At 73.0% G+C, this 25,643-nt stretch carries 27 protein-coding genes; 11 read left to right on the forward strand and 16 right to left on the reverse strand.

The window, feature by feature from the left end:
* Window positions 1-50: 50 nt before the first annotated feature.
* Both AMK19_RS32820 and AMK19_RS32825 read right to left on the reverse strand, forming a co-directional pair.
* Window positions 51-419 carry an STAS domain-containing protein gene (locus AMK19_RS32820; RefSeq protein ID WP_073819006.1) on the reverse strand — a complete coding sequence of 123 codons (369 nt, stop codon included), beginning with the start codon at window positions 417-419 and terminating at the stop codon, window positions 51-53.
* Window positions 420-537: 118 nt separating this feature from the next.
* On the reverse strand, window positions 538-1,470 hold the full coding sequence (locus AMK19_RS32825; protein ID WP_073819008.1) for a SigB/SigF/SigG family RNA polymerase sigma factor: 933 nt from the start codon (window positions 1,468-1,470) through the stop codon (window positions 538-540).
* A gap of 205 nt (window positions 1,471-1,675) precedes the next feature.
* Here AMK19_RS32825 and AMK19_RS32830 point away from each other — a divergent pair, with 205 nt between their 5' ends.
* On the forward strand, window positions 1,676-2,056 hold the full coding sequence (locus tag AMK19_RS32830) for a hypothetical protein (protein ID WP_073819009.1): 381 nt from the start codon (window positions 1,676-1,678) through the stop codon (window positions 2,054-2,056).
* 63 nt (window positions 2,057-2,119) lie between these two features.
* Here the strand turns inward: AMK19_RS32830 and AMK19_RS32835 are convergent, their stop codons facing one another.
* Entirely contained in the window at window positions 2,120-2,479 is a 360-nt protein-coding gene (locus tag AMK19_RS32835; protein WP_073819011.1) for a PRC-barrel domain-containing protein, read from the reverse strand.
* Between the two features lie 79 nt (window positions 2,480-2,558).
* Entirely contained in the window at window positions 2,559-3,014 is a 456-nt protein-coding gene (locus tag AMK19_RS32840) for a MarR family winged helix-turn-helix transcriptional regulator (RefSeq protein ID WP_073819013.1), read from the reverse strand.
* Window positions 3,015-3,067: 53 nt separating this feature from the next.
* Here AMK19_RS32840 and AMK19_RS32845 point away from each other — a divergent pair, with 53 nt between their 5' ends.
* Window positions 3,068-3,997, forward strand: a complete 930-nt coding sequence (locus AMK19_RS32845) for an SAM-dependent methyltransferase (protein ID WP_083647557.1) — start codon at window positions 3,068-3,070, stop codon at window positions 3,995-3,997.
* A gap of 74 nt (window positions 3,998-4,071) precedes the next feature.
* On the opposite strand, the gene AMK19_RS32850 is transcribed toward AMK19_RS32845, so the two are convergent.
* Entirely contained in the window at window positions 4,072-5,949 is a 1,878-nt protein-coding gene (locus AMK19_RS32850; RefSeq protein WP_073819016.1) for a cellulase family glycosylhydrolase, read from the reverse strand.
* Between the two features lie 303 nt (window positions 5,950-6,252).
* Between AMK19_RS32850 and AMK19_RS32855 the strand changes: the two genes are divergently transcribed.
* Window positions 6,253-7,191 carry a carbohydrate kinase family protein gene (locus AMK19_RS32855; protein ID WP_073819018.1) on the forward strand — a complete coding sequence of 313 codons (939 nt, stop codon included), beginning with the start codon at window positions 6,253-6,255 and terminating at the stop codon, window positions 7,189-7,191.
* 63 nt (window positions 7,192-7,254) lie between these two features.
* Here the strand turns inward: AMK19_RS32855 and AMK19_RS32860 are convergent, their stop codons facing one another.
* The gene (locus tag AMK19_RS32860; protein WP_073819020.1) at window positions 7,255-7,992 is read right to left on the reverse strand and encodes an SDR family NAD(P)-dependent oxidoreductase; all 738 of its coding nucleotides are present in this window, start codon (window positions 7,990-7,992) and stop codon (window positions 7,255-7,257) included.
* Between the two features lie 90 nt (window positions 7,993-8,082).
* Between AMK19_RS32860 and AMK19_RS32865 the strand changes: the two genes are divergently transcribed.
* Window positions 8,083-8,961 carry a LysR family transcriptional regulator gene (locus tag AMK19_RS32865; RefSeq protein WP_073819022.1) on the forward strand — a complete coding sequence of 293 codons (879 nt, stop codon included), beginning with the start codon at window positions 8,083-8,085 and terminating at the stop codon, window positions 8,959-8,961.
* A 91-nt stretch (window positions 8,962-9,052) separates the two neighbouring features.
* Here AMK19_RS32865 and AMK19_RS32870 read toward each other — a convergent pair whose 3' ends face one another.
* From AMK19_RS32870 to AMK19_RS32885, 4 genes are all read right to left on the reverse strand, one after another.
* Window positions 9,053-10,465, reverse strand: a complete 1,413-nt coding sequence (locus tag AMK19_RS32870) for a glycosyl hydrolase family 28-related protein (protein ID WP_073819025.1) — start codon at window positions 10,463-10,465, stop codon at window positions 9,053-9,055.
* A gap of 72 nt (window positions 10,466-10,537) precedes the next feature.
* Window positions 10,538-11,797, reverse strand: coding sequence for an FAD-dependent monooxygenase (locus AMK19_RS32875; protein WP_073819028.1), 1,260 nt, complete (start codon window positions 11,795-11,797; stop codon window positions 10,538-10,540).
* A 142-nt stretch (window positions 11,798-11,939) separates the two neighbouring features.
* Window positions 11,940-12,452: a hypothetical protein gene (locus tag AMK19_RS32880; protein WP_073819030.1), complete on the reverse strand. Its 513-nt coding sequence runs from the start codon at window positions 12,450-12,452 to the stop codon at window positions 11,940-11,942.
* Between the two features lie 89 nt (window positions 12,453-12,541).
* On the reverse strand, window positions 12,542-13,132 hold the full coding sequence (locus tag AMK19_RS32885; protein WP_241844713.1) for a histone deacetylase: 591 nt from the start codon (window positions 13,130-13,132) through the stop codon (window positions 12,542-12,544).
* 218 nt (window positions 13,133-13,350) lie between these two features.
* Here AMK19_RS32885 and AMK19_RS32890 point away from each other — a divergent pair, with 218 nt between their 5' ends.
* A complete protein-coding gene (locus AMK19_RS32890; RefSeq protein WP_073819032.1) occupies window positions 13,351-13,938 on the forward strand; it encodes a TetR/AcrR family transcriptional regulator in 588 nt (195 codons plus the stop codon).
* A gap of 570 nt (window positions 13,939-14,508) precedes the next feature.
* Here the strand turns inward: AMK19_RS32890 and AMK19_RS32895 are convergent.
* The gene (locus AMK19_RS32895) at window positions 14,509-15,120 is read right to left on the reverse strand and encodes a hypothetical protein (RefSeq protein WP_143200531.1); all 612 of its coding nucleotides are present in this window, start codon (window positions 15,118-15,120) and stop codon (window positions 14,509-14,511) included.
* A gap of 217 nt (window positions 15,121-15,337) precedes the next feature.
* On the opposite strand from AMK19_RS32895, the gene AMK19_RS35700 reads away from it, so the two are divergent.
* Window positions 15,338-16,540, forward strand: a complete 1,203-nt coding sequence (locus AMK19_RS35700) for a barstar family protein (RefSeq protein ID WP_158071974.1) — start codon at window positions 15,338-15,340, stop codon at window positions 16,538-16,540.
* 464 nt (window positions 16,541-17,004) lie between these two features.
* A complete protein-coding gene (locus AMK19_RS32910) occupies window positions 17,005-17,988 on the forward strand; it encodes a phosphotransferase family protein (RefSeq protein WP_073819036.1) in 984 nt (327 codons plus the stop codon).
* Window positions 17,989-18,269: 281 nt separating this feature from the next.
* Here AMK19_RS32910 and AMK19_RS32915 read toward each other — a convergent pair whose 3' ends face one another.
* Entirely contained in the window at window positions 18,270-18,911 is a 642-nt protein-coding gene (locus tag AMK19_RS32915) for an NADPH-dependent F420 reductase (RefSeq protein WP_073819109.1), read from the reverse strand.
* A 100-nt stretch (window positions 18,912-19,011) separates the two neighbouring features.
* Between AMK19_RS32915 and AMK19_RS32920 the strand changes: the two genes are divergently transcribed.
* The 3 genes from AMK19_RS32920 (at window position 19,012) to AMK19_RS32930 (ending at window position 20,384) form a co-directional block, all read left to right on the forward strand.
* Window positions 19,012-19,407, forward strand: coding sequence for a winged helix-turn-helix transcriptional regulator (locus AMK19_RS32920; protein ID WP_073819038.1), 396 nt, complete (start codon window positions 19,012-19,014; stop codon window positions 19,405-19,407).
* Complete coding sequence (locus tag AMK19_RS32925; protein WP_073819040.1) at window positions 19,404-19,673, forward strand: hypothetical protein; 270 nt, start codon at window positions 19,404-19,406, stop codon at window positions 19,671-19,673. Before AMK19_RS32920 ends, AMK19_RS32925 begins: the two co-directional genes overlap by 4 nt.
* A gap of 219 nt (window positions 19,674-19,892) precedes the next feature.
* Window positions 19,893-20,384: a hypothetical protein gene (locus tag AMK19_RS32930; RefSeq protein WP_073819042.1), complete on the forward strand. Its 492-nt coding sequence runs from the start codon at window positions 19,893-19,895 to the stop codon at window positions 20,382-20,384.
* 74 nt (window positions 20,385-20,458) lie between these two features.
* On the opposite strand, the gene AMK19_RS32935 is transcribed toward AMK19_RS32930, so the two are convergent.
* Window positions 20,459-20,866, reverse strand: a complete 408-nt coding sequence (locus tag AMK19_RS32935) for an SsgA family sporulation/cell division regulator (RefSeq protein WP_073819044.1) — start codon at window positions 20,864-20,866, stop codon at window positions 20,459-20,461.
* 249 nt (window positions 20,867-21,115) lie between these two features.
* Between AMK19_RS32935 and AMK19_RS32940 the strand changes: the two genes are divergently transcribed.
* The gene (locus tag AMK19_RS32940) at window positions 21,116-21,640 is read left to right on the forward strand and encodes a GNAT family N-acetyltransferase (RefSeq protein WP_073819045.1); all 525 of its coding nucleotides are present in this window, start codon (window positions 21,116-21,118) and stop codon (window positions 21,638-21,640) included.
* On the opposite strand, the gene AMK19_RS32945 is transcribed toward AMK19_RS32940, so the two are convergent.
* From AMK19_RS32945 to AMK19_RS32955, 3 genes are read right to left on the reverse strand one after another with little or no spacing between them, the layout of a single operon-like run.
* Window positions 21,543-22,151 carry a GNAT family N-acetyltransferase gene (locus tag AMK19_RS32945; protein ID WP_073819048.1) on the reverse strand — a complete coding sequence of 203 codons (609 nt, stop codon included), beginning with the start codon at window positions 22,149-22,151 and terminating at the stop codon, window positions 21,543-21,545. The genes AMK19_RS32940 and AMK19_RS32945 overlap by 98 nt on opposite strands.
* Before the next feature lie 5 nt (window positions 22,152-22,156).
* Window positions 22,157-25,303 carry an NACHT domain-containing protein gene (locus AMK19_RS32950; protein ID WP_073819049.1) on the reverse strand — a complete coding sequence of 1,049 codons (3,147 nt, stop codon included), beginning with the start codon at window positions 25,301-25,303 and terminating at the stop codon, window positions 22,157-22,159.
* 2 nt (window positions 25,304-25,305) lie between these two features.
* Window positions 25,306-25,623, reverse strand: a complete 318-nt coding sequence (locus tag AMK19_RS32955; protein WP_073819051.1) for a trypco2 family protein — start codon at window positions 25,621-25,623, stop codon at window positions 25,306-25,308.
* Between the last annotated feature and the right edge of the window lie 20 nt (window positions 25,624-25,643).

Consider the following 25,643-nt stretch of genomic DNA (forward strand, 5'->3'; position numbering starts at 1 on the left):
CCGTGGCGGGATTATGCCCGGTGGGGCGGACGGTACGCGGACGGAGGGTCTCACCGGTCCGCATCGAGGGCCGCTTCCACCGTGTCGTGGATGGTGAACACGGCTTTCGCGCCGGTCAGTTCGAGCAGGTGGCGGACCGTCCCGGAGAGCGCCGCCAGCCGGAACGGGAGTTCGGAGTCGGCGGCGGCCATCCTGGTCTGCAGCAGCAGGTTCAGCCCGGACGAGTCGCAGAACTCGACCTGGCCGAGATCGACCACGAGCGTCCGGGGGCGCTGGGCCAGCAGCCGGTGCAGTGTCGCGCGGGCCGGCTCCAGGGTCTCGATGTCCAGATCGCCCGACAGCGTGCACACCGCCGCGTTCGACGGCGTGTGCCGCACTTCCACCGCCAGGGGGGCCACGGGTATGTTCTCGGCTGGCATCCTCGTCCTGTTCCCTCGACCGGTCTGGCTCGACCATACGCACGAGCGGCGCGACGGTCGAGACGGGGGGTCCGGTGGGACGGCATCCGCCCACCGGGCCCCCCGAGTTGACGAACCGTCAGATCTCGTCGGAGGCCAGACCGGTGCGGAGCTTGGCGAGGGTGCGCGACAGCAGTCGGGAGACGTGCATCTGGGACAGGCCGAGGCGGGCGCCGATCTGCGACTGGGTGAGGTCCTCGGTGAACCGCATCGAGAGGATCAGCCGTTCCCGCTCGGGGAGTTCCGCGATCAGCGGCTTCAGCGCGACCAGGTTCTCCACCAGGCCGTAGCCGCCGTCCACCCGGCCGAGGCGGTCGGCGGGCTGCTGCCCGTCGCCGTCGCCCGGGGCGGTCAGGTCGAGCGAGCCGGCGGTGTGCGCGTTGGCGGCGGCCAGGCCCTCGATCACCTCCTCCTCGGGCAGCGAGAGGTACTGGGCGAGGTCGGCGACGGTCGGCTCGCGGTCCAGGGTCTGGGCCAGCGCGTCCGCCGCCTTGGCCAGGTCGAGGCGAAGCTCCTGGAGCCGGCGCGGCACGTGCACGGACCAGGTGGTGTCGCGGAAATGGCGGCGTATCTCGCCGACGATGGTGGGCACCGCGTAGGTGGTGAACTCCACCCCGAGGGTCGGGTCGAACCGGTCGATGGCCTTGATCAGACCGACCGAGCCGACCTGCAGCAGGTCCTCGTATGGCTCCTTGGTGCGGCCGAACCGGCGGATCGCGAACCTGACCAGGGTCAGGTTGAGCTCGACGAGCGTGCTGCGGACGTACGAGTACTCGCGGGTGCCCTCCTCCAGGCCCGCCAGGCGGCGCAGCAGGACGCGGCTCAGCTCGCGGGCGTCGGCGGGGGCGGCGTGGGCGGGGTCCGCGAGGGCGTCCGCGAGGGCGTTCGCGACGGACCCGGAGCCCGGCAGGCTCCCCGTGATGTCGGACCCGCTGACCGAGGGCGTTCCGAGCGGCTCGGAGGTCGCCCCGGCGGGTGCGGACAGGAGAAGTTCATCAGTGGGCACAGGCATGCCTTTCCTTTCCTCGTCTCCGGCCGGTCCGTCCCCGGGTACCCGATCGTCCGCAGGTCATGCCCGGCAGACGTGTGGAGGTTTCGTGGGCACGGTTTCGGTGGCGCGCGTTCCGAGGTGCTGTGCATGACCTTCGGGCGACGGGGCAGGCGGAGCACGGACGCGGACCGCAGTCGGGCGGCCGCACCCGGTGAGGAGGAAAACCATGGGCCGGATCGAGGAATCCGTGGAGATCGACGCGCCGATCGAGGCGGTCTACCGTGCGTGGACCGAGCGCGCGTCGCTGCCCGCCTGCATGCGCGGCGGTGCGGAGCGCGGCGTCGCCGCCGTCGAGGTGGCGCCGCTGGACCGGATCGCGTGGAGCGGCGGCGAGGAGCGGCCCGGGCACTCAGGGGTGGTGACCTTCCACCGCGCCGGGGCCGACGGTGAGGACAGCACCCGGGTGATGCTGCAGCTGGACACCGAGCCGCACGGGCTGTGGGACCACCTGGTGGAGGGGCTCGGCTTCACCGACCGGCACGTCATCGACGAACTCGCGGCGTTCAAGGCGGACGTCGAACGGGGCGGCCCGGGCCTGGCCGCCTGAGCGCCGCCTCCAGGCCTTTCGGCGAGGTCTTTGGAGGTGCTCAGGCCTTCGGCGTTCCGGGGCTCAGCGGCGGGCGAGCCGCCGTTCGCCGCCCGCGCCGGTGGCGTAGTCCAGGTTGTAGTGCGCGAACACCTCCGGCTCCTGCTCGGCGGCCAGCACGCCGTCCACGTCGATGGACGGGGCGTCCTTCACGTCGTCGCGGCCGAACGGGACCCGCACGTAGCCGGGCCCGACCACGGCGTCCGCGACGGGTACGAACACCAGGCGCTTCTGGCGGCCGAACATGCCCACCGTGACGGTGGCGAAGGACGGCAGGTCGGTGGCGGTGTCGACGTAGATGTTCTCCAGGGCGCCGATCTTCTTGCTGTCCTGGTCGACCACGTCGTGACCGCGCCACTCGCGGATGTCGGCGATCTCGATCATTGACGGCCTCCGTTGCTGCTTCGGTCGGTCCGATGGATGGCCGGGCCCACGGCTGCGCGGACTCCCGACCTGTCCATGGTCAGCGAAGCCGGTCGGGCTCGCCCGTCCGCGCCGCCGGGCCCGGCGGGAGCAGCAGGCCGGCCAGTTCGTCGAGCAGCTCGGCGACCCGGCGGGCCTGCTCCGGATCGGGGACGGCCCGGGCGATGACGGGCTCGGCGGGACGGGCGACCCGGGCCCGGATGTAGTGGCGGGCCGGCTCGGAGGCGCTCAGCAGGGTGCGCCGACCGTCCGCAGGGTCGGGGACGGCGTCCAGCAGGCCGCGTTCGCGCAGGCGGGCGACCGAGGTGGAGACGTGGCTCTGGGCGAAGCCGGTACGGACCCGGATGTCCTGCACCGAGGTGTTCGGGTGCCGGTACACGTCGGAGATCACCGCGATCTCGCCGGGGGAGAGGGTCGCCGAGGCGTGATCGGTGACCATCTCCCGGCCGAGCTCGGTCAGTCGCTTGCCGAGCCGCAGAAGTCGTACGCCGTCCATGCGCGGCAGAATACATCTTCACAGATGCATCGGTGCCGATGTAGTTTTCCGGCATGACGAACCACGAGCCGGTCAGCGCCGGCCTGCCCACTGCCACCGCCGGCCTGCCCGGTGCCGCTTCCGCCGCCGGCCTGCCCGGTGCCGCTTCCGCCGCCGGACTGCCGGCTGCCGCTTCCGCCGCCGAGCAGCTGAGCCCCGTGTCCCGCACCGCCCTCGCCGTGGCCCGGGGCCGCGCCTACGAGAGCGCCCAGCCCGAGCCGCTGTTCACCGACCCCTACGCGCTCGCCTTCGTCACCGCCGCCGGCGCCCCGCCGCGCCCCGCCGACACCGTGCTCGGGCCGCTCGCGCGCCGCCTGCTCATGCACGGCATCCTGCGAACCCGCCACTACGACGACGGGCTGCTCGCCGCCGACGCCCGCCAGGTCGTGGTGCTCGCTGCCGGACTCGACACCCGTGCCTACCGGCTGCCCTGGCCGGACGGCACCCGCCTGTACGAGATCGACCTGCCGCCCGTCCTCGCCTTCAAGGAGCAGGTCCTCACCGCCCAGGACGCCCGGCCGCGGTGCGAGCGCACCGCGCTGCCCGCCGACCTCACCGACCCCCGCTGGCCCGAGCAGCTCCGGGCCGCCGGCTTCGATCCCGCGCAGCCCACCGCCTGGCTCGCCGAAGGGCTGCTGGTCTACCTCGAAGCCGACCAGGCCGCTCAACTGCTCACCACCGTCGGCGAGTTGTCCGCCCCCGGCAGCCGACTGCTGGTCGAACAGGGACGCGACGTCAGCCGCACCCCCGTCGAGGAGGGCCTCACCGAAATGACCTCGCTGTGGCGCGGCGGCCTCGGGCCCGGCACCGCCGACTGGCTCGACGCCCACGGCTGGACCACCCGCTTCACCTCGCTCGACGACATCGCCAACGCCCACGGCCGGGTTCTGCCGCCCGCCACCGGCACCGTCGTCAACGGCTTCCTGGAGGCCGTCCGGGCCTGAGCCCCCACGCGCCTGCGGCACCCGCCCGTCCGCCTTCGAGCAGGCGAACGGGCGGGTGCCGCACCGGGATCGGGTCAGAAGGTCGCGGTGCAGACCGGCGTCGCCGTGGCCACCGCCGAGGAGTCCGTCCGGGTCGCCTGAACGCCGAACGTGGTGGACGCCGCCGGGGCCAGCGCACCGTTGTAGGCCTGGCTGTTCGCCGTCACCGTCTGCCCGCTGCGGGTGACGTCGGCGCTCCAACTCCCGCTGATCTGAAGCCCGGTGGGCCACGTCCAGACCACCCGCCAGCTCTTGGTGGCGGCCGCGCCGGTGTTGGTGACCGTCACCGTCGCGGTCAGGCCGCTGCCCCAGTCGTTCAGGCTGATCGCCGCCGAACACCCGGCGCTTCCCCCGCCGCCCGACGAGGTGGTCGCCGTCACCGCCGACGACGCCGCCGACACGTTGCCCGCCGCGTCCTTCGCCCGGACCGTGTACGTGTACGCCGTCGCCGCGCTCAACCCGCTGTCGGTGTAGGAGGTTCCGGTCACCGAGGCGACCTTCGAACCGCCCCGGTACACGTCGTACCCCGTCACGCCGGTGTTGTCGGTCGACGCCGTCCAGGACAGCGACACGCTGCTCGCCGTCGTCCCCGTCACCGCCAACCCGCCCGGCACCGTGGGTGCTTGCGTGTCACCTGTGCCGCCGCCCGAACCGCCGGAGAAATTGGGGGACTTGACCGACGCCAGGTAGCCGTCCTTCACCGTGTTCACGGTCGTCCAGTCGTCGTTCAGGATGCCGCCGGTGTCACCCGAGTTCGGGTTCCACGACCAGAACGTCCACTGGAAGGAGTCCGCGCCCGCCGTCGCCGTCGGCCGCAGATACTGCACCAGCGCCTTCAACCACGTCTGGTCGGTGGCGGATTGCAGCGTGGTGCCGAACTCGCCGACCCACACCGGGGCGATGCTCTGGTTGAACAGGTAGCCCCAGTTCTTGTCCCAGACGCCCGGCATGTTCGACGGGAAACTCGGGTCGGTGAACCAGGGCTGCTGCGCCACGCTGGTCGCGTAGTCGTGCGCCGAGTACACCACCCGGTTGGCGACGCTCAGTTGGACCGGGTACTGTCCCGCGCCCTGCAGGTTGCCGCCCCACCAGTACGAGGAGCCGTTGAAGGACTGCACGCCCTCCACGAAGATCAGCAGCTTCGAGTTGGCCGACAGCACTGCCTCGCCGCCGCGCTGCGCCGCCAACCGCCAGTCGGTGGACTGGTCGCCGCAGCCCCAACAGGCCGGGTCGTGCGGCTCGTTGTGCAGGTCGATGCCGACCACCGCCGAGTTGCCCGCGTACCGGGCGGCGATCGTCTTCAGGTTCGCCAGCCAGGTCGACTCCGGCACCGAGGAGGTGTACCAGAGCGCCGACTGCCCGCCGGAGTCCGGGCGGTGGCGGTCGAGGATCACCTTCATGCCCACGGCGCCCGCGTAGGTGACCAGCTTGTCCATCACGCCGAGCGAGTTCAGGCCGACCAGGTCGGCGTTCATGCCGCCGGAGGTGTTGATGCTGGTGGGCGTGGTGCCCTTGAAGATGTCGTCGCTGTACGGCAGTCGGATGGTGTTGTAGCCCAGCGACTTCATCTGGTCGATCATCGATTTGTAGTCGCGGCTCCACAGGCCGTGCGGCACGTAGTTGGAGGTCTCGAAGCCGAACCAGTTGATGCCGGCGATCCGGACCGGGGTGCCGGCCTCGTCCAGGATCTGGCGGCCGCTGGTGTGCCAGAAACCGGCACCGGCCGTGGCTGCCGCTCCCGGAACGGCGGATGCGGTGGCGGCGGACGCGGCAGGGACGGCGGGGGTGGCGGGGGCCGCTGGGGCTGCCGGGGCGGCGGCGAAGGTGAGCGCGAGCAGGGCGGCCAGCGCGGTGGCGGCGGGGCCCGCCAGGCGGCGTGGGAGGCGGGTGCGGCGGGGCAGGAGGAGTCGCATGGTCTCGTTCCTCTGTGAGCGCGGGTGGGGGCGTCCGACAGGGCCCTTGGGGGTGCGGGACATCACGCCAGATGCGCTCGGGCGGTGTCAATAGCCTTGGGAGCGCTCCCACTTGAGGTGCGGAGACCCCGGGCGGCGGGCTGAAAGGTACATCGTTCGGGGGCGGTGCGCATTGACGCGGGGCGGGGCGCGGTGATGGAGTCCGAGGCGGTCCGGCGTGCGTCCGGTGTGCGCCCCGGGTGCGTCCCGGGTGCGTACGGAGTGCGTTCGGGGTGCGTTCGCCCTGATGGGAGGCTGGTTTCGATGGCAGGTCGGTCGATCACCGTGGTCGGGGAGTGCGTCGCCGACGCGTTCGTCGAGCGCGGCGCTGCGCGCCCCGGCGAGTTGGCGCTGCGGGTGCTGCCCGGCGGAGGCCCGGCGAACACCGCCGTGGCGCTCGCCCGGCTGGGCACGCCGACACGGTTCCTCGGACGGATCTCCACCGACCCGTTCGGCGACCTGTTCCGCGCCCACCTGGCCGACTCCGGCGTGGACCTGACGGGCGCCGTCCGGGCCGCCGAGCCCAGCACCCTGGCGCTCGCCGCGCTCGACGGCGACGGCCACGCCTCCTACTCGTTCCACGCCGAGCGCACTGCCGACTGGCAGTGGACGGAGGGCGAGTTGGCGGCGGCCCGGGCCGACGGCGCGGTGTGCGTGCACACCGGCTCACTGGCGCTGGTGCGCGAACCCGGCGGCCCCCGGATCGAGGACCTGCTGGCCGACGTCCGGGCCACCGCCACCGTCTCGATCGACCCCAACGTCCGCCCCCTGCTGGTCGATCCGTCGGCCTACCGGCGGCGGCTGGCCCGCTGGTGCGCACTCGCCGACATCCTGCGCCTCAGCGCCGACGACCTCGCGCTGCTGCTGCCCGACACCACGCCCGAACAGGCCTGCGACCACTGGCACGAGGCCGGCGCCCGGCTGGTGGTGATCACCCTGGCCGAACACGGCGCGCTCGCCTCCCTGGACGGCCGGCGGATCCGGGTGCCCGCGCCGCCGACCACCGTGGTGGACACCGTCGGCGCGGGCGACTCGTTCACTGCCGGACTGCTCCACGCGCTCGCCGAACAGGGCTTCCTGGGCGGGCGGTTGGACGCCCTGACGATGTCCGGCCTTGAGCAGGCCGGCGCGTTCGCGGCGCGGGTCGCGGCCCGGACGGTCGCGGTGGCCGGGGCCAACCCGCCGTGGGCCGAGGAGCTTTGAGCCGTTCGGTCGGCAGTGTCGGCAGCGTCGGCAGCGTCGGCAGGGTCACCGGGGTCGCCGGGGTCACCAGGGCAGCGGGCCGTCCTCGTTGAAGAACCGGCCGGTCGGACCGTCGGCGGGCAGGGTGGCCAGCCGCACCGCGATGACCGCGCCCTGGGCGGGAGTTCGGGTGCCGCGGTGGCCGTTGAGGTCGGTGTCGCAGAAGCCCGGACAGGCCAGGTTGACCAGGATGCCGTCGCCGCTCAACGCCTTCGCGTACTGCACCGTCACCGCGTTCAGGAAGGTCTTCGACGGCGCGTACGCCGCCGAGACCAGCCCCGCGAACTCGTCCCGGTCGGACTGCAACGCCAACGAGCCCACGCCGCTGGACATGTTGACGATCCGCGGCGCGGCCGAGCGGCGCAGCAGCGGCAGGACGGCGTTGGTCACCCGCATCACCCCCAGTACGTTGGTGTCCACCACCTGCCGTACCAGCTCCAGGTCGACGGTGGTCGGCTCCTGATTCCAACTGCCTGCCACCGCCGCATTGTTGACCAGCACGTCGAGCCGCCCGAAGCGCTCCTCCAGCAGCTTCGCGGCGGCCGTCGCGGAGGCGTCGTCGGCGACGTCCAGCGGCACTCCGAAGGCGTCCACGCCGCAGGCGCGCAGCGTTCGCACCGCGTCCTCGCGACGCTGTGCGTCGCGGGCGCCGACGCCGACCTGCCAGCCCAACTCGCCCAGACCGGCGGCGATTTCGTACCCGATGCCCTTGTTCGCGCCGGTCACCAGCGCGACGGTCCGTCCGTTCGTGTTCTCGTTCATGCCGCCATGCTCGGGCCCGGCCCGGTGCGGCGGCAAAGACCGATCGGGTGCGGGGGCGATACCCGGCGGGTATCGGTCTAGGCTGGGCCGGTGGAGACCAGGGAACTGCGCTACTTCGTGGCCGTGGCCGAGGAGTTGCACTTCGGGCGGGCGGCCCGGCGGCTCGGGATCGCGCAGCCGCCGCTGTCGCGGGCGATCGCCCAGCTGGAACGGCGGCTCGGCACCGTGCTGCTGGAACGCGACAGTCGGGGCGTCGCGCTCACCGGTTCGGGGCACGTGCTGCTGCGCGAGGGCCGCACCGTGCTGGCGGCTGTTGCCGCGGCCGAGGCCCGCACCCGGCGGGCCGGGCAGCCGCCCGGGCTGGTGCTGGCCGCGAAGGCCGGCGCGTCCACCGAACTGCTGGCCGCCCTGCTCGACGCGTACGCCGCCCGGCCGGACCCGGTGCCGGTGGACCTGCGGCTGTGCCGATTCGGCGAACAGTCGCGCCTGCTGCGCGAGGGCGCGGTGGACGCGGCGCTGCTGCACCTGCCGTTCGACACCACCGAGGGCCTGGACAGCGAGGAACTGCACACCGAGGGCCGGGTCGCACTGCTTCCCGCCGGTCACCCGCTGGCCGCCCGCCCCGCGCTGCGACTCGCCGAACTCGCCGCGCTGCCCCATCTGCCCGCGCCGCGCTTCCCGCGCCGCGACGGCAGCTACCCCGACGGGCCCGGCCCCGAGATCCGCGACACCACCCAGCTCAGTCAGTTGGTCGCGCTGGGCCGGATGCACGCCGTGCTGCCCGAGTCGGCCCGCAGCCAACTGCGTCCCGGCGTCGCCGTCGTCCCCGTGCTCGACGCCCCGCCCGTCACCACCGTGCTGGCCTGGGACCCGGCCGCCCGCTCCCGCCCGCTGGCCGGGCTGGTGCGGACGGCCGTGGAGGTGTTCGGTGGGGGCGGGCCGAACGGCGTTGTGGTCGACGGGAGTTGATCAACTGTGCTGGTGAGGTGGCGAGTTGGTGAACTCGCTTGGTGGCGGCACGAGTTGGCGGGTCAGGAGTCGGCGGTCAGGAGTCGGCGGGTCAGGAGTTGAGTGCGGTCCACTGCCAGGTGCCGCCGATGCGGACGTACAGGCGGCGGTTGGCGGTGTCGACGGCGAGGGTGCCGTCGGCCGGGGTGCGCTTGAACGAGGCGTCGGAGACCGGGCCGTTGACCATGCGCAGCGGCGGGTTCGGGGCGTTGCTGCCGGGCACGGTGCCGCTGAACTGGGCGCCGTTGTTGGAGTAGGTGTTCTCGATCCGGTAGTCGCCGGGGTCGGCGTTGGGTTCGAAGTACACGTGCGCACCGGCGGGGGCGGTCCCGTACAGGCCGATCACGTTGCGCAGCACGGCGGTGGAGCCCTTGCCCGCGTACACCGTGACGGCCGAATTGATCGTCGCCACCGAGCCGTTGGCGATCAGCACGTTCTCCAGGCTGGAGGCGGTACCGGCCCAGGTGATGATGTTCTGGATCGAGCCGCCGCTGCCGAAGTTGCCCGCGTAGCAGTAGATGTCGCGGGCGTGCACGTGCTTTGAGGAGGTGTCCACCTTCAGATGCGGGCCGGTGATCATCTGCGAGGTCTCGAACTTGCAGTCGGTCAGGTGGATGCCGTTGGGGTTGTTGGTGGTGATCGCGCCGGCGGTAATCCAGACCGCGCCGGTGCCGAACGCCTCGAACCGGCAGCCCGTCAGGTGCACCTGGTTGGTGTTGTCGGTGCTGGAGCCCCAGCCGGAGGCCGCGGAGGCGTTGCGCAGCCACATGTTGGGGCGTGCGGCGGCGGCGGTGCCGGTGCTGGACTCCACCGTCAGGTTGACGAACCGCGAGTCCCAGAGCTCGACGCCGTCGATGCAGGTGTCCAGGTTGCTGGTGATGTAGACGTCCCGGACGACGGTGTTGTCGTTGTAGTACAGCTCGAGCACCAGGCCGGTGCGGCCGTTGCCGTTGAAGCCGAGGCTCTCCACGGTGCAGTACCGCCGGTGGGTCGCGCCGGTGGGGTCCGAGCCGGCGCCGGAGATCCGCAGCAGGATGCCGTCGCCGTCCTTGACCAGCGTCGACGCCTTGTTGCCCGCGCCGACCAGCCGGATGTTGTTGCCGGGGACGGTGAGCGCGGGAGCGGTGGCGGTCGGCAGCACCCGGTACTTCCCGGCCGGGAAGTACACCGTGCCGCCGGTCGGCTTGGCCGCGTCGAGGGCGCTCTGCACCGCCGCCGTGTCGTCGGTGGTGCCGTTGCCCGTCGCGCCGTAGTCCTTGACGTTGTACCAGTCGCCGGGCCCGCCGGTGGTGGCCGCGGCGGCATCGGAGGCGGAGGCGACGACGGCGGCCCCGGCGACGCTCGCGACCGCGCCGGTCAGCAGGGCGCGGCGGCGGACGGTGTCTCCCGTGTGCGCCTGTTCCTTCGTTGCCGTCGCCGTTTCCGCTGCCGGCTCGGTGCGGTTGGTGTTCCGGTTCGTGAACATGCTGAGTCCCCCTCGGTGGTTGGCCGGGTCGCCCCGGCCGGAGGGCAAGATCGCACGTGTGCCGACGAGTCGTCAACGGGCGGTTGGTTCACGGAGGGTGGGCGGTTGCCAGGTGTAGGTGGGGGCGGAGCGGTCGAGCAGGATGCGGGCGGGCAGGCGTCCGGCGAATGCGAGCGCGCTGTCGCGGAGGAGGGCGCCCGGGCGGGAGCGGACGGCGATCAGGCGGCCCACGGTGTGCGAGCCGGCGACGATCCGGGAGGTGCGGGGGAGGCGGGCGGCGGAGTACCGGGAGAGGGCTTCGATCGGATCGGACCGGTCGGACCGGTCGGAAGGGTTTGAGGCCGCGGACGGGGTGACCGGGTCGGGGAGGGCGGCGGCGAGGACCACCGCGTCCTCGATGGCCTGGCAGGCGCCCTGGCCCTGGAACGGCGACATGGCGTGCGCGGCGTCGCCGAGCAGCGCGACCCGGCCGCAGTGGAACGCGGGCAGCGGGTCGGTGAGCGCCCACACGTCGTTCCGCAGCACTCGGGAGGGCTCGCCGCACCGCAACAGTTCCGGCAGCGGGGAGCACCAACTGCCGTACCGGCGCAGCATTTCGGCGTGCTCGTCGCCGTCGTCCGCGTGCTGTCCCGCCGGGGCGAGGGCGGCCGCGTACACGTACACCCGCCCGGCGGCGAGCGGCACGATGCCGGCGAGCGCGCCGCGTCCCCAGATCTCGCCGACGGCGGCGGGCGGGTGCTCGGGGTGGTCGATGACGGTCCGCCAGGTGGTGAACCCCGAGTAGCGGGGCCCCGGGTGGTGCGGGAACAGGTGCGTGCGGGTGGCGGAGCGGATGCCGTCGGCCGCGACGACGAGACGTGCCTCGTGGCGGCCGTCCGGGGTCTCCACCAGGGCCGGTGCGAGCGTGTTCCCGGCGTCGAGCAGCGTCGCCGACGAGCCGGTGCGGACGGTGCCGGGCGGGAGGGCCTCCAGCAGCGCGGCGATCAGCTCGGCGCGCGCCACCGCCAGCACCGGTTCGCCGAAGTGCCGCTGCACGGCGTCGGAGTCCGTCCGCGCCAGCGAACGCCCGGACGGCTTCCGCAGGCCGACAGCCGGGTGCCGCACCGCGAGGGCGCGCAGGCGCGCACCGACGCCGAGAACGTCCAGCGCCCGCAGCGCATTCGGCGCCAACGCCAGCCCCGCTCCGACCGGTTCGAGGCTCGCGGCGCGCTCGTGGACGGTGACGGGGAAGCCGCGACGGTGCAGGGCGAGAGCGGCGGCGAGGCCGCCGATTCCGCCCCCGAGAACGATCGCGGGGCGCGCGGCAGGGGTGGAGTGCGAGGAGGAAGACATGGTGGGACTCCCATCGGCCAGTTGGACTACAGCTGTAGTTCCACGTGCTGAGGCCGAGCGTACTACGGATGTAGTAAGGGTGGGGCGTGGGTGGGTGGTGACGACGGTCTCGCTGGCTGCGTGGAGCGGTGCGTGGCCGCAGTCAGCGGACCGGACGGTGTCGGACGTAGCCCGGCGGGGCCGCGCCGATCTCGATGCGGTTCTCGTCGAGGCCGTTGACGATCCGCAGACAGCCCTCGGCGAAGGCGAACTCCACCGCCACCGTTCCGGTTGCCAGGTCATGGCGTGCCGGCCGCCACTCGAGCAGCGCGACCTCGCGCAGTTCCTGGCCGACGAACGGCTCCAGGCGTTCGTCGCTGTGAGACCACTGCGGCGTGAGCTCGAACCACTCCCACCCGGTGATGGCAGCCGAGGTGTCGATCGTGTTCCAGCCGATCGAGAGTGCGTCCAACTGTGAGTGGCAGATCTCCACTTGGCGGCCGTCGATGTCCAGTACCACCGGGCAGTCGGCGAACCAGTCTCCGTCCTCGACGAAGCGCACCAGTGCGAATCCCGTCAGCCGCCCGCCGGCGAGCGAGGCCAGACGTGATCCGTGCGCCTGCCGAACGGCCTCGATCCCGACCAGGAAGGACGGCTCGAAACCGGAGATTCCCATGTTCACGGCGATTGAGTCTTCCGGCCTGCGGCTTTAGCGGTCAACGCATATTCGACGCCCGGGATCCTCGGCTGATCGGAGAGGGGTGCCTAGGTTCCGGTGGCCTCGCGGATGGCTCGGAGGGCGGTCTCGGGGGTCCAGTGGGGGGTGGCGCCCGGGCGGGTGGCGAGGTAGGTGGCGGATTGGGTGGGGGACCAGTGGTGGGACTCGGTGAGGCCGGTGGCGAGGGTGGTGAGGTAGGCGGGGGAGGGCGGGTTGAGGTCGGCGTGGGTGAGGGGCCAGGGGGCGGTGAAGGTGAGGACGGGGACGGCGTCGATGGTTCCGAGGCAGATCAGGGTCTCGTAGCGGCCCGGGCCGAACCGGTCGCGGCCGGTGGTCAGGACGCGGGTGAGGTCGAGGTCGGCGCCCGGGTCGCGGTACATCTCCTGCGCGGCGATGTCGGCGAACTGCTGGGCGGTGAGGAGGTACGCGCGGGCCGGCATGTCGCCGTCGCGGGTGGGGTCGTAGAACGCGGAGCCGCCCGTCCAGGTCGCGGATTCGAAGGCGAAGTAGAGGAGGCCCGGAAGGAAGATGGGCAGCGTTCGCCCGGGCAGCGTGCGGTCGCGGCAGCCCGGGTACGTGCGGCTGGCGCCCGCCGGGCGGCCGCCGGCGATGTAGTGGGCGAGGCGGCGGGCCTGCATGTTCGATCCGTACGCTGCGTACCACACCTCGGCGCAGGGGACTGGTGGTCCTGGCGGCAGGGGCCGGGCGCGCCTCGGGCGGACGTCGTTCATGCCGCCGACGGTAGCGCGCTGCTGACGGTAGCGGGCCGCCGGCGGCAGCGGGCTGCTGACGTGGGGCGGGGCGTGTGCGGGCCGTGGTTTGGGGGTTGCGGCCGGGGCGCGCGATGATCGGGGGCATGACTGTGGCACGACCGACCCGGATTGCCGATGCGGCCATCGCCGTGATCGCGGAGCGCGGCCTGCGCGGCCTGACGCACCGGGCGGTGGACGAGGCGGCCGGGCTCCCGATGGGATCGACGTCGAACCTGGCGCGGACGCGTTCCGCACTGTTGGAGGTCGCGTTGGTGCGGATCGCCGAGGTGGAGTCGGCGAGCCTGGTCGGCGACGCGCTGACCCGGCCGAGCGAGGAGAGCGGGACGCCCCGGCGCCTGCTGGTGGACGTGATCGCGAACGGGCTGGATCACGCCCTGACGGCGGGCCGGTCGCTGACGGTGGCCCGGATCGAGCTCGCGCTGGAGGCCGCCCGGAGGCCCGAACTCCGTTCCGTCTACGATCGGTTGGGCGCGGGCTTCCAGGAGGTGGCGGTGCAGCTGCTGCGCGCGTGCGGATCGGCGGAGCCGGTCGCGGACGCGCGGCGGCTGATGCGCTGGTGCGAGGGCGTGCTGTTCAACGGCACGGCGGGCGCCGGCCACGCGAACCCGCCGCGCCGCGCGGAGCTGGCGGCGGACGCCGACCGGTACCTGACCGCGCTGCTCGACCGCTGAGCGGGCGCGGCAGGGGTGGCGATCGGGCTTCCGGAGGGCTCCTGATGGGACTGGGACGTGGTCTCCTGGGACCCGTCGTGCCTGGTGCTGGGCGCGGGGTATGACCTGAGCTACCACCACCTGCTCGAACTGCGCTTCGACGAACCGGAGTTGGCTTCCTGTCCGGCCGTCTTCCAGGACCCGGTCTTCCGCGACCCGCGACCCGACGGCCGCCGAGACGGACCGCGTCCGCGCCCAACTCGGTGCGGTGCCGCCCGTCCTGGTCGCCTTCACCGCCGACGCGGGCGGCCCCGCCCCGGCCGAGGGGCTGATCGCGGCGGGCCGGCCGAGCATCGTCCGGGGGGCGGTATTCCGTTACTGGCGCGAGGAGTTGGGGCCGGGGGAACGACTGGCACCGCGGGTGCGGGCGCCTGTGGGGTGAGGACCGCAGGGTGCTGCGGAGTCCGGGGGCTGGTGGCGGCTTCGCCGTCGGCGGCGCGGGCTGTGGTGGGGTCGGTGTGGCGGTTGGGTGGGGAGTGGTCGGGTCGGTTCGGGGAGGGCTGATGTGTCGGTCGTTGGAGTGAACGTCCTTTACTGGGGCGGGAGTTCGGCGGGGTGGACGGTGAGTGCGCCCTCGGTGACCGGGGCGAAGGGGGCGGGGGCCATGCAGGTGCCGACCGGGGCCTGGATGGGGGTGCCGTGGTCGTCGAAGGTGAGGTCGCCGACGCCCCAGGAGAAGCCGACGCGGTCGTGGTTGCCGCCCCGGCCGCCGTCGAGGACGCTGAAGCCGTAGCGCCGGCCGACCCAGTCGGCGACTTCCGGGTCGGCCCTGGTGACGACGGCGGTCAGGGTTGCGCTGCGGCCGCCGGTGACCAGACAGTCCACCGCGGCGTCCGCCGTGACGGTGAGGTTCTGCGACGGCACCCGGTGGGAGATCCGGACGGTGCCTCGGGCATCGGTCGGCAGGCCCTGCGGCCGGCCGGGCAGCGGGCGGGAGAACGGGGCGGCCTGCGCGTCGAAGGTGAAGCGGATCTCGTCCTGGGCGGAGTAGACGTAGAAGACCCGCACGGAGCCGCTCACGGTCGCCGTTCCGGGGGAAGCCGCGTTGGCGTGTTCTGCGGCGAACGTGCCCAGCGCGCCCAGGGTGGTTGCGGCGAGCGCGGCGGCGAGTATGCGGGAACGTCCCGCCGAACTGCTGATCATGTCGTAACTCCTGTGTGGTGCGGTCCCGTTGGGGGAGCGCTTCCGGCTGATGGATCAAGCATGGCCGGGCGACCGGCGGGTGGGACAGCTGCCGATCGGCACCTTCGCCAGGCCGTACCTGTGCCGTTCGGCAGGGAGCGAGGGGGAGTCGGGAGCGAGTAGGTACTGTTCGGGGGCGGTCGATCGGTGTCGGCCTGGAGAAGCAGCGAGGAGAGGCGTGCGGAGCGAGGAAGTGGCGGCGTGGGGGCGGGAGTTCCCGGTGCGGTACCTGGTGGTGCGGGAGGACGAGGACGGCGATCCCGAGGAGTTGTGGGCCCGGTGTGCGGACGTCGAGGGGCTGTTCGTGGACCGGCCGCCGCTGCCGCGGGAGGTGCTGACGCTTCGCGGGTGTGCTGCCGACAGCGCGTTGGCGCGGGCCGTGACGGGGGTCGACGGTGAACCGGTGCGGTTGCTTGGCGTAGTGGGGCTGACGATCAGGCCCGGGGATTCGGCGGTCTGGGGGCCGGTCCAGTTCTGGGACTTGGAGGAGACGGCCGTCCTGGCCCACCGCCCCACCCCCGGGGAACCCGGGCGGGTGGACATCGTGCTGGGCGCCGGCGTGCGGGAGGATCGCGAATGCTACGGCCGGAAGCCGTCGTCCGGGCCGGTGGAGATCGAGGTGTGGGCGGAGTCCCTGGACCCTCTCGGGCCGGTGGCGGAGTGCCGGGCGATCGACGGGCTGTTCGGCGAGCGGCGTGAACTGCCCGACGAGCCAGTGCAGTTGCTCGGCTGCGAAGCGGCGGAACCGCTGCTGGACCGGCTGCGCGGCGGCCCGGGCGGGGATGCCGGCGAGATCTGGCTGAGTGCACTGGACCGCAACGGCCGGACGATGACCGGCCGCCGTCTCGACCTGAGCACCGTCACGGCCCGACCGTCCGTGTTCGGCGGCACGCTGATCGACGTCATCGTGACGGGTGGCCTGGACCCGTACGACCGGCCGCCCAGGGCCGCCCGCGCCGTTCGGGAGGTCTGGTTCGAGGGCGTCCCCTCAACGCCCAACCAGTGGGCGGGGTTTGACGCCGAGGGCCGGTCCGAGTGGCTGGACCTCACGCATGTCGGCCGCTACGACCCGCAGGCCGGTCGCAGCGGCGGGACGTACCACCTCGACGGGCGGCACGCCACCGATCGGAAGGGCGTGCTGCTGGCACTCGGTGAGGCACTGCTCGGGCCGGGGGCCAACTACGGGCGCTGCCTGGACTCGGTACAGGACTACCTGTGCGGCGGCCCCGAGGTCGTCCCGCCGTTCACCCTGGTCTGGCACGACGCAGAGATCGCCCGCGGTGCGCTCGCCGGAGACGTGCTGCACCACCGCGGCGAGTCCTACTTCGACGCGATTGTCGAGCTGCTGCAGGAGTATCGCGTCACCGTCCAACTCCGGTGAGAGGGCAGCTGTTTCAGGACCGATGCCCGGTGGGCGGCCCAGGCGGTGGAGGCTGGGGCGCGATCACCGTCCGGGACCCGGCCGGCAACCGGTACCGGCCCATCCGCGACGAGACCACCGGCGGCAGCCGGCTGATCGCGCTGTTCGACGCCAGACGGCTGGACTCGCTGGGCGAGATCACCCTCCGCCGGCCGAGTGCGCGGCACGACTGCACGGCCGTCGACGAGCTCCGGGGCATCGGGTCTGCGGTGCCGGTCGACCGCGCGGGCGGGGCGGGGTGCGGTCGGAGCGGGGTCAGGGACGGCTCTGCGATCGGCCTCCGCCGATCGGCGGGCGGCGCTCCGGGCCAACTCGTCTTGCACGTCGGTGTGTTCGGAGGGTTGGTGGCGAGCGCGGCGGCGATCCGGGCGGGCGATCGAGGTGGCCCGGTCCCGGGGTTGGCCGGGTGTCGATAGCCTTCCTTCATGAACGCAACTGGGGGCGGAGAACGGCTCGACGGCGATCCCGAAGTGCACGGCTGGGACGCCACGCGGGCATGGGTGGAGAAGGGTCTCGCGGACGGGGAGCGGATCGCCGACGCCGAGCGGCTGCGCGGCGGCTGGACGTCGGAGATGCGCAGGCTCCGTGTCGAAGGGCCGGGCGGCCGACGGGACTTGGTGCTGCGGTCGTTCGTGAAGCCGTTCTTCGTCGAGCACGCGGACGGCCTGCTGTCCCGCGAAGCCGCGATCCTGCGCCTGCTCGGGGCGACGGACGTGCCCGCGGCCACGCTCCTGGACGTGGACGCCACCGCGATGCACTGCGACCACCCGTCCCTGCTGATGTCCTTGCTGCCCGGAGGCGTCCGCCTGGACGACCGGGACGCCGAGCGCCGGGTCGAGCTGCTGGCCGAGCAGTTGGTGCGCATCCACCAGGTCGAGGTGTCCCGTGCGGAGCGGCCGCGGGCCTGGCAGGCGTGGACGTCGCCGGAGCGGGTGACGCTCCCGCCGCACACGGCGCGGCCCGAGCTCTGGCAGCGGGCCGTCGACGTCATCCGGCAGGAGCCGCCCGCTCTGCGGCCCTGCTTCCTGCACCGGGACTTCCACCCGGGCAACGTGCTCTTCGAGGGCGAGGGGGACGAGGCCCGGATCAGTGGAGTGGTCGACTGGGTGGAGACCTCGTGGGGGCCGGCCGACCTCGACGTGGCGCACTGCTCGACGGCGCTGTCCCTGCTGCACGGCGTCCCCCTGGGGATGACCTTCGCCGACCGATACCTCGCCGCGGGCGGGAGCCTCGCCGAGCAGCCTGCGGCGCACCTGTACTGGCGGGTCCTCGACGCCCTGGCGTTCGCTCCGGACGCGGAGAAGGTGGCCGTCCCCTGGCGGGAGGTCGGCCGCGCGGATCTGACCCCCGCCCTGCTGAGCAGCCGACTCGAGGAGTACCTGCACGCCCTGTTCGAGCGCTACGCGTAGGCCGGCGCGAGGCCTGCGGCCGTGATTGAACGTGTTCAAACTTTCTGCCAAGCTACCTCCGGGTCGATCAGGCGCGTACCGATGCGCTGCACTTCGAGATCGGCCGGGCAAGGGGGCGAGGGGCATGGAGTCGGCGCGGCAGGCCGGTCGGCGGGGGTGGCGCAGCGCGGTGCTGGCGGGGCTTGTGCTCGTGGGGTGCACCGCGTGCGCGTACGCCGGGGGCGACGACGTGGCGATCGAGCACTCCTCCGCAAGATCGGGACGTGACCGCGCCGGGCGGGTCACCCGGCGGCGTGGGCGAGGGGCGGGGCTACGGCCTGGGCGTCGGCATTCTCGCCGAGCCAGAGGCCGATGAAGAGCGCGGCGGTGGCCTCCAGCAGATGGGCGCGGGTCAACGGGCCGGCCTGGACGGGCGTGCAGCCGAGGTCGCGGACCAGTGCGGCAGTGCGCGCGAGGGCGTCCGGGTGGTCGCCGCAGAGCGGGACGGCGAGGGGGCGGCCGTCGAAGACCGGGGGCCGCAGCCGCCAGACGTCCTCGTGGCACAGGTTGAACGCCTTCACCACCCGGGCCTCCGGCGCAGCCATCGCCAACTGCTGGGCGGCGGAAGGGCCGTGGCCGGTGAGCAGGTCGAAGCCCGGGCCGATCGGGTTGGCGCAGTCGATCAGGACACGGCCCGCCAGCACGTCGCGCAACTCGCGCACCACCTCCGCTCCCGCACCGTACGGCAGCGCGGCGAGCACCACCTCGCCGGCCCCCGCAGCCTCGCACAGTCCGGCCGGGCGAGCCCCGTGCCCGATCCGTTCGGCGAGCGCGCGGGCCTTGGCCGCGTCCCGGCCGCCGACGGTCACCCGGTGCCCCGCGCGGGCCCACCGGGTGGCGAGCGCGTCGGCCATCCGGCCCGTCCCGAGGACACCGATCGCCATCGCTTCACCGGTCGTCAACTGCTCCACAACTGCTCCACTCCGTACGGGATTCGGTCGATCTCCTTCGACAGTAGGGAACCGGTCGGGCACCATTCGGTACGTGACCACCGACGCCTTCCTCGCCGACTGCCGGGCCCGTCTCGCCTTCGACCTGCTCTCCAACACCTGGAACGCCGTGGTGCTCTGGGCGCTGCGCGACGGCCCGCACCGCCCCGTCGAGCTGCGTGAGCGGATCGGCGGCATCAGCTCCAAGGTGCTGACGGAGACGCTGCGCCGCCTCCAGTACCACGGCCTGATCGATCGCCACCCTCAACGCCGGGTCGTGGAGTACGAGTTGACTGATCTCGGCCGCACCCTGCTGGGTCCGATCGACGCCTTCGGGGCTTGGGCGTTCGAGCACGGTGACGAGGTCCTGGCCGCGCAGGAGGCGGCGGACGGCGGGGTGGACGGCGCGGCGGAAGGCGCTTTGGGCGGCGCGGTGGAGGGCGCGGGGTGAGCGGGGAGCAGCCGGGGGCGGCGGAGATCGCGGGGTGGCTGAGCGCCGTCGCCGAGGGCCGGGTGGACCGGGACACGGCCGACCGGTGGGCCCGGCGGTGGGTGACGGACGATGCGCTGGAGTGGGACGAGGTGCCCTGGCGGGCGCTGAACCTGCTGTACGGCATCGACCTGCGGACCGGGCCGGACGGTCCGTACCTGCACAGCGACGAGCAAGTGTGTGAATTGGCAAGGGAGTTGAAGGAGGAGGCGGACCGCAGTCGCTGAGTGGTGGCGGCGCAAGCGGTGGTGGCGCAAGCGGTGGTGGGCCGAACGGGGGAGGGCGGCCCCGGCGGATGGACCGTCGGAATGGAATGCGGGTCGGTGCCGCGCGAATGCTGTGACGAGCGGTTACGTATCGGGCAGTCCCATCACCCCTTCCGACCGCAGCTGGGCCTGCCGCCGCAGAGCGTGCGTGCCGCCCGGCCGGGATCACGAGGAACCCCCATGGCACCGCACCCCCGAGGCGCCGCGCTACTCGCGGCTGCCGCGCTCACCCTGCTCCTGGCCCCCTCCGCCGCCGCCCTCGGCGCGCCGGTCCGGCCCTCCGAACCCGCGCCCGCCGACACGGCGGTCGTCGCTCCGGCCGACACGACAGCCGACACGACGGCCGACACCTCGGTTGTCGCTCCGGCCGACCCCACGGCCGACACGACGGTTGTCGCGCCCGGTGATCCGTTCGGGATCGGCGACATCGCCACGCCCGGCGGCGTTCCGCTGACCGAGGACATCGCCACGCCGGGCGGCGTCCCGCTGCCCGCCGACTCGGCGACGCCCGGCGGCACTCCCGCCACCGGCGGCGTGCCGGGGCACCCCGACGAGGCGGCGCCGCAGGCCGTGCTCCGGCCCGTCGACAAGGTCTACCCCGCGCTGCCGCCGCCCGGCCGGCTCGTCCGCGCCGACCCCGTCGAGCGAGCGGTGGCCGCACCCGGACGCTGAGCATGTCGCGTCGGCCCGGCCACTACCGCGCTCTGTGCGCCCGGTGGCCGGGCCGAGTCGCGCGTTGTCGCGGTTCAGGGGAAGAGCTGGGCCAGGACGGCGTCCAGGTCGAGGTGTTCGGACTCGGTGCCGGGCGGAACCAGGGTGAACGCGTCGTTGAGGAACGCCGCGACCGCCTTCGCCGGAACGCTCACCACGGTCCGCCCGGCGTCGTGCGGGTTCAGCGTGACCAGCACCCGGCCGTCCGGACCTGGCTCGACCCGGACGTCGCCGTCGCCGGCCGACGCGAGGCGTCCCTCGGCCAGCAGATCCCGTCCGAAGTACCACTCGAGGGTTTCGCCCTGCGGCCCGCGCGAGGGGAACGCGAGGCACACCCCGTACGGCAGCGAGGCCTCGAAGCGCAGCTGCGCACTCAGCGCGACGTGGGGGAACGGCCCCTCGGGGAGGGTGACGGCGGTGGACCGGGACGTGGCGACGGGCATGCGGCGGAACCTCACCTGATCGACGGCGTGCGGCGGCGTGTGCTGGCTGGTCCCGGCGCGGCTACCCCGTCGGGGCCGTTCCACGCCGTGCTCGCCGCGATTTGCGGAACCGTTTTCGCGCGCCCCGTGGTTGGGCTTCTGTTCGGCTGCGGCGAGCAGAAGAACTCATGAACTTCCGCTGTGGAGACTCTGCTTGACGCGACGTCGTAGGGTGGGGCCGAACCCGAGACGATCAAGGAGCTGCCCGCCATGCCGGCCGAGATCACGCTGCGACCCGTCACCGCCGACGACCTCGACCTCTTCGAGCGCGAGTTCGGCGGCCCGGACGGCGTCGGCCCCTACCAGTGGTTCGGCTACCGCTCGACGGACGGCGTGCGCCGCCGATTCGCCGAGAACGGGCTGCTCGGCGCGGACGGCGGCGTCCTCGCCGTCGCCGAGTCCGGCCGCACCGTCGGCCGTGTCGAGTGGTTCCCCGGCAGCTGGGGCCGCCCCGAGACCTCCGCCTGCTGGACCCTCGCCATAGGCCTGATCCCCACCGCGCAGGGCCGCGGCACCGGCACCCGCGCCCAACGCCTCCTCGCCGACTACCTGTTCGCCCACACCCGCGCCGAACGCCTCCAGGCCTGGACGGACTGCGCGAACGTCGCGGAGCAACGCGCCCTGGAGAAGGCGGGTTTCACGCGCGAGGGCGTGCTGCGGTCGGCCCAGTGGCGGGACGGGCGGTGGCACGACCAGGTGATCTACTCGCTGCTGCGGACGGACGGGGGAGCGTGACCGGGCGCCGCATGCAGACCCGGTCGGCGAGGTCGAGTCCGAAGGCGGCCTCCTCGGCGAGCACCTGCCGCAGCGCGGCGGTGAGTCGGTCGTCCGCGAGCTCGCGGAAGCCGAGCCGACGGTAGTAGGGCGCGTTCCACGGGACGCTGCGGAACGTCGACAGCGTCAGCGCGGCGAGCCCGCGCCCGGCCGCCCAGCCCTCGACGTGGTCGATCAGCTCCCGTCCCAACCCCCGCCCGGCGGCGGACGGGTGGACACTGACCTGCTCGATGTGCGCGCAGCCGTCGAGGGGACGGGCCAGCAGGAAGCCCTGCGGTCGGTCGGCGGGGTCCGCGCCGACCCAGAGGTGGCCGAGCTGTTGGTGCGGCGCGAAGTCCGCGGCGGAGGGCGGCGGGTGGTCGGCGATCTCCGGCATGCCGATGGCGCGGAAGGCTGCGCCGGCGGCGAGTTGGAGCCCGGGCAGCAGGGGCAGGTCGGCGGGCGTGGCGGGGCGGAGCGGTAGGGCGGGCACTCCATTCAGCGTGGCGGAGCGGAACCGCCGAGTCGAAAGATGGTCAGGCGATCCGCCGGAAAGCGTTCCCGGCCGATCAGGTGAGAAACCGAGATCGACTCCGGAATGTCCAGGGCCAGTCGAAGGTGGTCGGGAAGCTGCGTCAGGTCGAGCGAGGTGCAGTCGTGGGCGAGCCGTAGGGCCAGGCTCTTGAGGCCGGGAAACGTCGGGTGGACGTGGGCCAGCGGGTAGTGGGGAGGAACGTCGACCAGGCCCAGGTCCTGAATGCCGGTCATCGGCGCCAGGGCCGGCCACACTGCGGCACTCGGTGCCGGCAGTGTGAGGGCCTGTAGTTTCGGCATGCTCCCCAGGATGGCCCACAGCTCGTGGAACTGCTGCCCGGTCAGGACGGATCGGATGGAGAGGGAGCCGAGCGGCAGGTGGATCAGTGCGGTCAGGTCGTCCAGGTTCGGGCACTGGTGGAGGCCGAGGCTGCTGAGGTGCTTCCATCCGAGGAGGAAGGAGAGGTCCCGCAATCCGGGGAGGGAATTGATGGTCAACGTCTCTACTGCGGGCGCAAGTTGACTCCATCGGAGCGGGTCGACCGGCATGGCCGGCCCGCTGAGTTCGACGTGGCGCAGCGTCGGATGGTCGGCCAGTGCGTCGATCTCGGCGAGGGAGCAGAGCCGCACCGAGATAGCGGAGAGATCGGCGCGGCGGACCACCCGTCGGGCGAAGTCGTCGAACTCGAAGTGCGGCCACTGGCGGACGACGCTCGGCAGTGGGTCGTCCTGCTCGGCCAGCGTCGCCAGCAGAGCGAGCGCATCGCCGCCGCCGATGAACCCCAGGACGTTCGGCACCAACTGGTATGCCTTGCGTACGAGTTCCGGCTCACTCTCCACGATCTCGCTCAGCAGGGGAACGAGGTCCTCCCCGACGGCGGCCAACCGGAGGGCGGAGGCCTGGGGTCGGAGAAGCGCGGGGAGATGGTCGCGGAGCCGGGCGAGGATCGCCGCGCGGACCTCGCCGTCGAGTTCTGGAGCGCTCGGGAGGCAGGTCGCGGCCAGCAGGTGGATGTCGGGCCGGAGTTCGGGCGGGGCGGCGTCGCCCTCGGCGAGGACGGCGGTGAGGAGTTCGGCGCGTTCGCGCCGGCCGCAGTGGCCGACGGTCATCCGGATGACGTCGCCCCACTGTTCGTCGGCGGCGTGGCCGGCGAGCAGGCCGAAGTCGCGTTCCTCACGGAACTCCATGGCGGCCAGGTAGTCCTGGAAGGTGCGGTGGATGAACTGGAAGGTGTCGGGGCCGGTTTCGGTGATCAGGCCGGTGCGGTTGAGCAGGTGGACCCAGGCCTGCTCGGCGTCGGTGTGGCGGGCCACCCCGGGCAAGTCGCGCAGTGCCTTGGCGAGTTGGGCGACCGCATCGCGACGGTGGCCCTCGGACTGGTTGTTGCGCACCAGCCAGTGGGCGATCCGGCGGAGCATCGCCGACTGCTCCTCCTCGGACGCCCGGAGCTGCTCCGCGCCCTGCACCTTGCGGCCCTCGTCGCGCTTGACCAGCATCATCGCCATCGCGTCTCGGTACAGCGCCATCCGGTTGCGCGGCAGTGCGCCGTCCGACTCCCGGTTGAGGGCGCAGATCATCGCGCAGAGCAACGGGCTGTCGGTGAGCAGGGACAGCTCAGGGACGGACTCCAGGGTGCGCAGCAGGTCGGCCTGGTCCTGTTCGATCTCCTGCTGCCAGCGCCGTTCCTGCGCGTCGTCGTGCGGGGTGTCGAGGAGGTTGCGCAGGGCGGCGCGGTGCCAGCGGGCGATGAGTCGGCGGCGGTCCTCGCTGTTCATCGGGCAGAGCAGCAGTTCGTCGAAGCCGAGGTGGGCGAGCCAGTCGTGGGGGACGGCGGACGGGCGGACGGTGGCCACCGTCAGGGTGTCGGGGTAGTGGTCGAGGAGGCGTTCCAGCCAGTCGAGGGCTTCGTCGCGCTGCTCGTTCGGCACCTCGTCCAGGCCGTCCACCAGCAGCAGCGCGCGGCCGCTGCCGAGCAGGCGGTGCGCCCAGCCGGGGGGTTGGCGGTCGGCGCACATCCGGTCGTCGAGGGTCAGGAACTGCTCGGGGCGGGGCTGCATGACGCCCTTGCGGTGCAGCTTGCGGAGTTGGAGGACCAACGGGACGCGGTGGTTGAACGCGGCCAGGTCCTCGCCGAGGGTGCCGTTCATCGCGCCGACGGCCAGCCACTGCACCAGGGTGGTCTTGCCGGAGCCGGCCTGGCCTCGGACCAGGACCCGGCGGCGGTGTGCGAGGACGCGCTCGGCGCGCTGCGGGCCGAGGTCGGTGACGGTGACGGTACCGGAGCCGGTGCCGGAGCCGGTGACGGTGCCGGTGGAGCGGATCTCCAGGCTCAGGTAGGAGGTGGTGAGGTGCCAGCCGCGGCGGTCGTGGCCGGCGGACTGGCGCAGGCCGAAGATCCGGATCCGGCCGTAGTCCGCCTCGATGTCCCGCGCGTACTCGCGTTCGAAGGTGCGGTCGGCGAGACCGGCGGGGGAAACGCTTTCCAGGTGCGGGAGCCGGCCGAGGTGCTTGATGAGGGTGGCGCGGAGTTCGGGGTCGCCGAGCAGCGCCGTCATCGGGACCATGGCGAGCTGCGAGTGCTGCCAGCTGTCCGGCTGCCGGTCCTGGACGGCGATGCCGAGCAGGCGGTCCTGCCACACCACGGCGGCGCCCGACATGCCCGACCACGGCGAGGCGGCGTCGGCCGGGGAACGGGGTGGGTGCTGCTGGAGGAGCAGGGCCGGGCGCCCGGCCCGGCGACCGGAGGCCGGAGCGAGGGTGGCCGGCACCTGGACCGTGTCGAGGCGCTCGTGCCGGTCGCGCCCCACCCGAGGAAAACCCGTCAGGTGGCAGCCCTCGACGGGGTCGAGCGTCTCGACCGCGCCCCAGCCGAGCGGTTCGAAGGACGCGGCGGGAACCAGGTCGTTGATGGCGAGCAGCAGGGTGGCGTCGAAATCGTCGGAGCGCCACAGGGCGATGCAGATCGTCCAGCCGGCTCCGTCGAGGACAGCGGCCTCCACCACCGACCCGCCGACATGGGCCGCGGTGAGGATCAGCCGCGGGCTGAGCAGGAAGCCGCTGCCCTGGGTCTCGCCCCGGACCGCCGCCACGTGGTGGGCGAGGAGAGCCACGGTCAGAATCCGTCCCGGCTGCCCAGGTCGTCGTTGGAGATGTCGACGCTGCCGCCGGTGGCCGCGTCCTTCGGCGTCAGCGTCACCGACACCTTCTGGGTGCGGGTCTGTGCGACGCCTGCTTCGGCGTCGGCGGAGACGACCCAGGCCTTGATGCGGCCCTTGGCGCGGGCGTCGCGCTTGAGCTCGACGGTGAAGTCGAGAGTGACCGGGCCGACCTCGAACTGGATGGCCTGGCCGCGGCCGCGCTCGGAGGCGTCCAGCAGTCCCAGGCGGATCGCCTCGATCGCGTCGGCCAGTTCGATGTCGTCACGGTCCATCAGTCGTCCCCCACGGCTCG

The sequence above is a fragment of the Kitasatospora sp. CB01950 genome (assembly GCF_001905465.1).
GTDB lineage: Bacteria > Actinomycetota > Actinomycetes > Streptomycetales > Streptomycetaceae > Kitasatospora.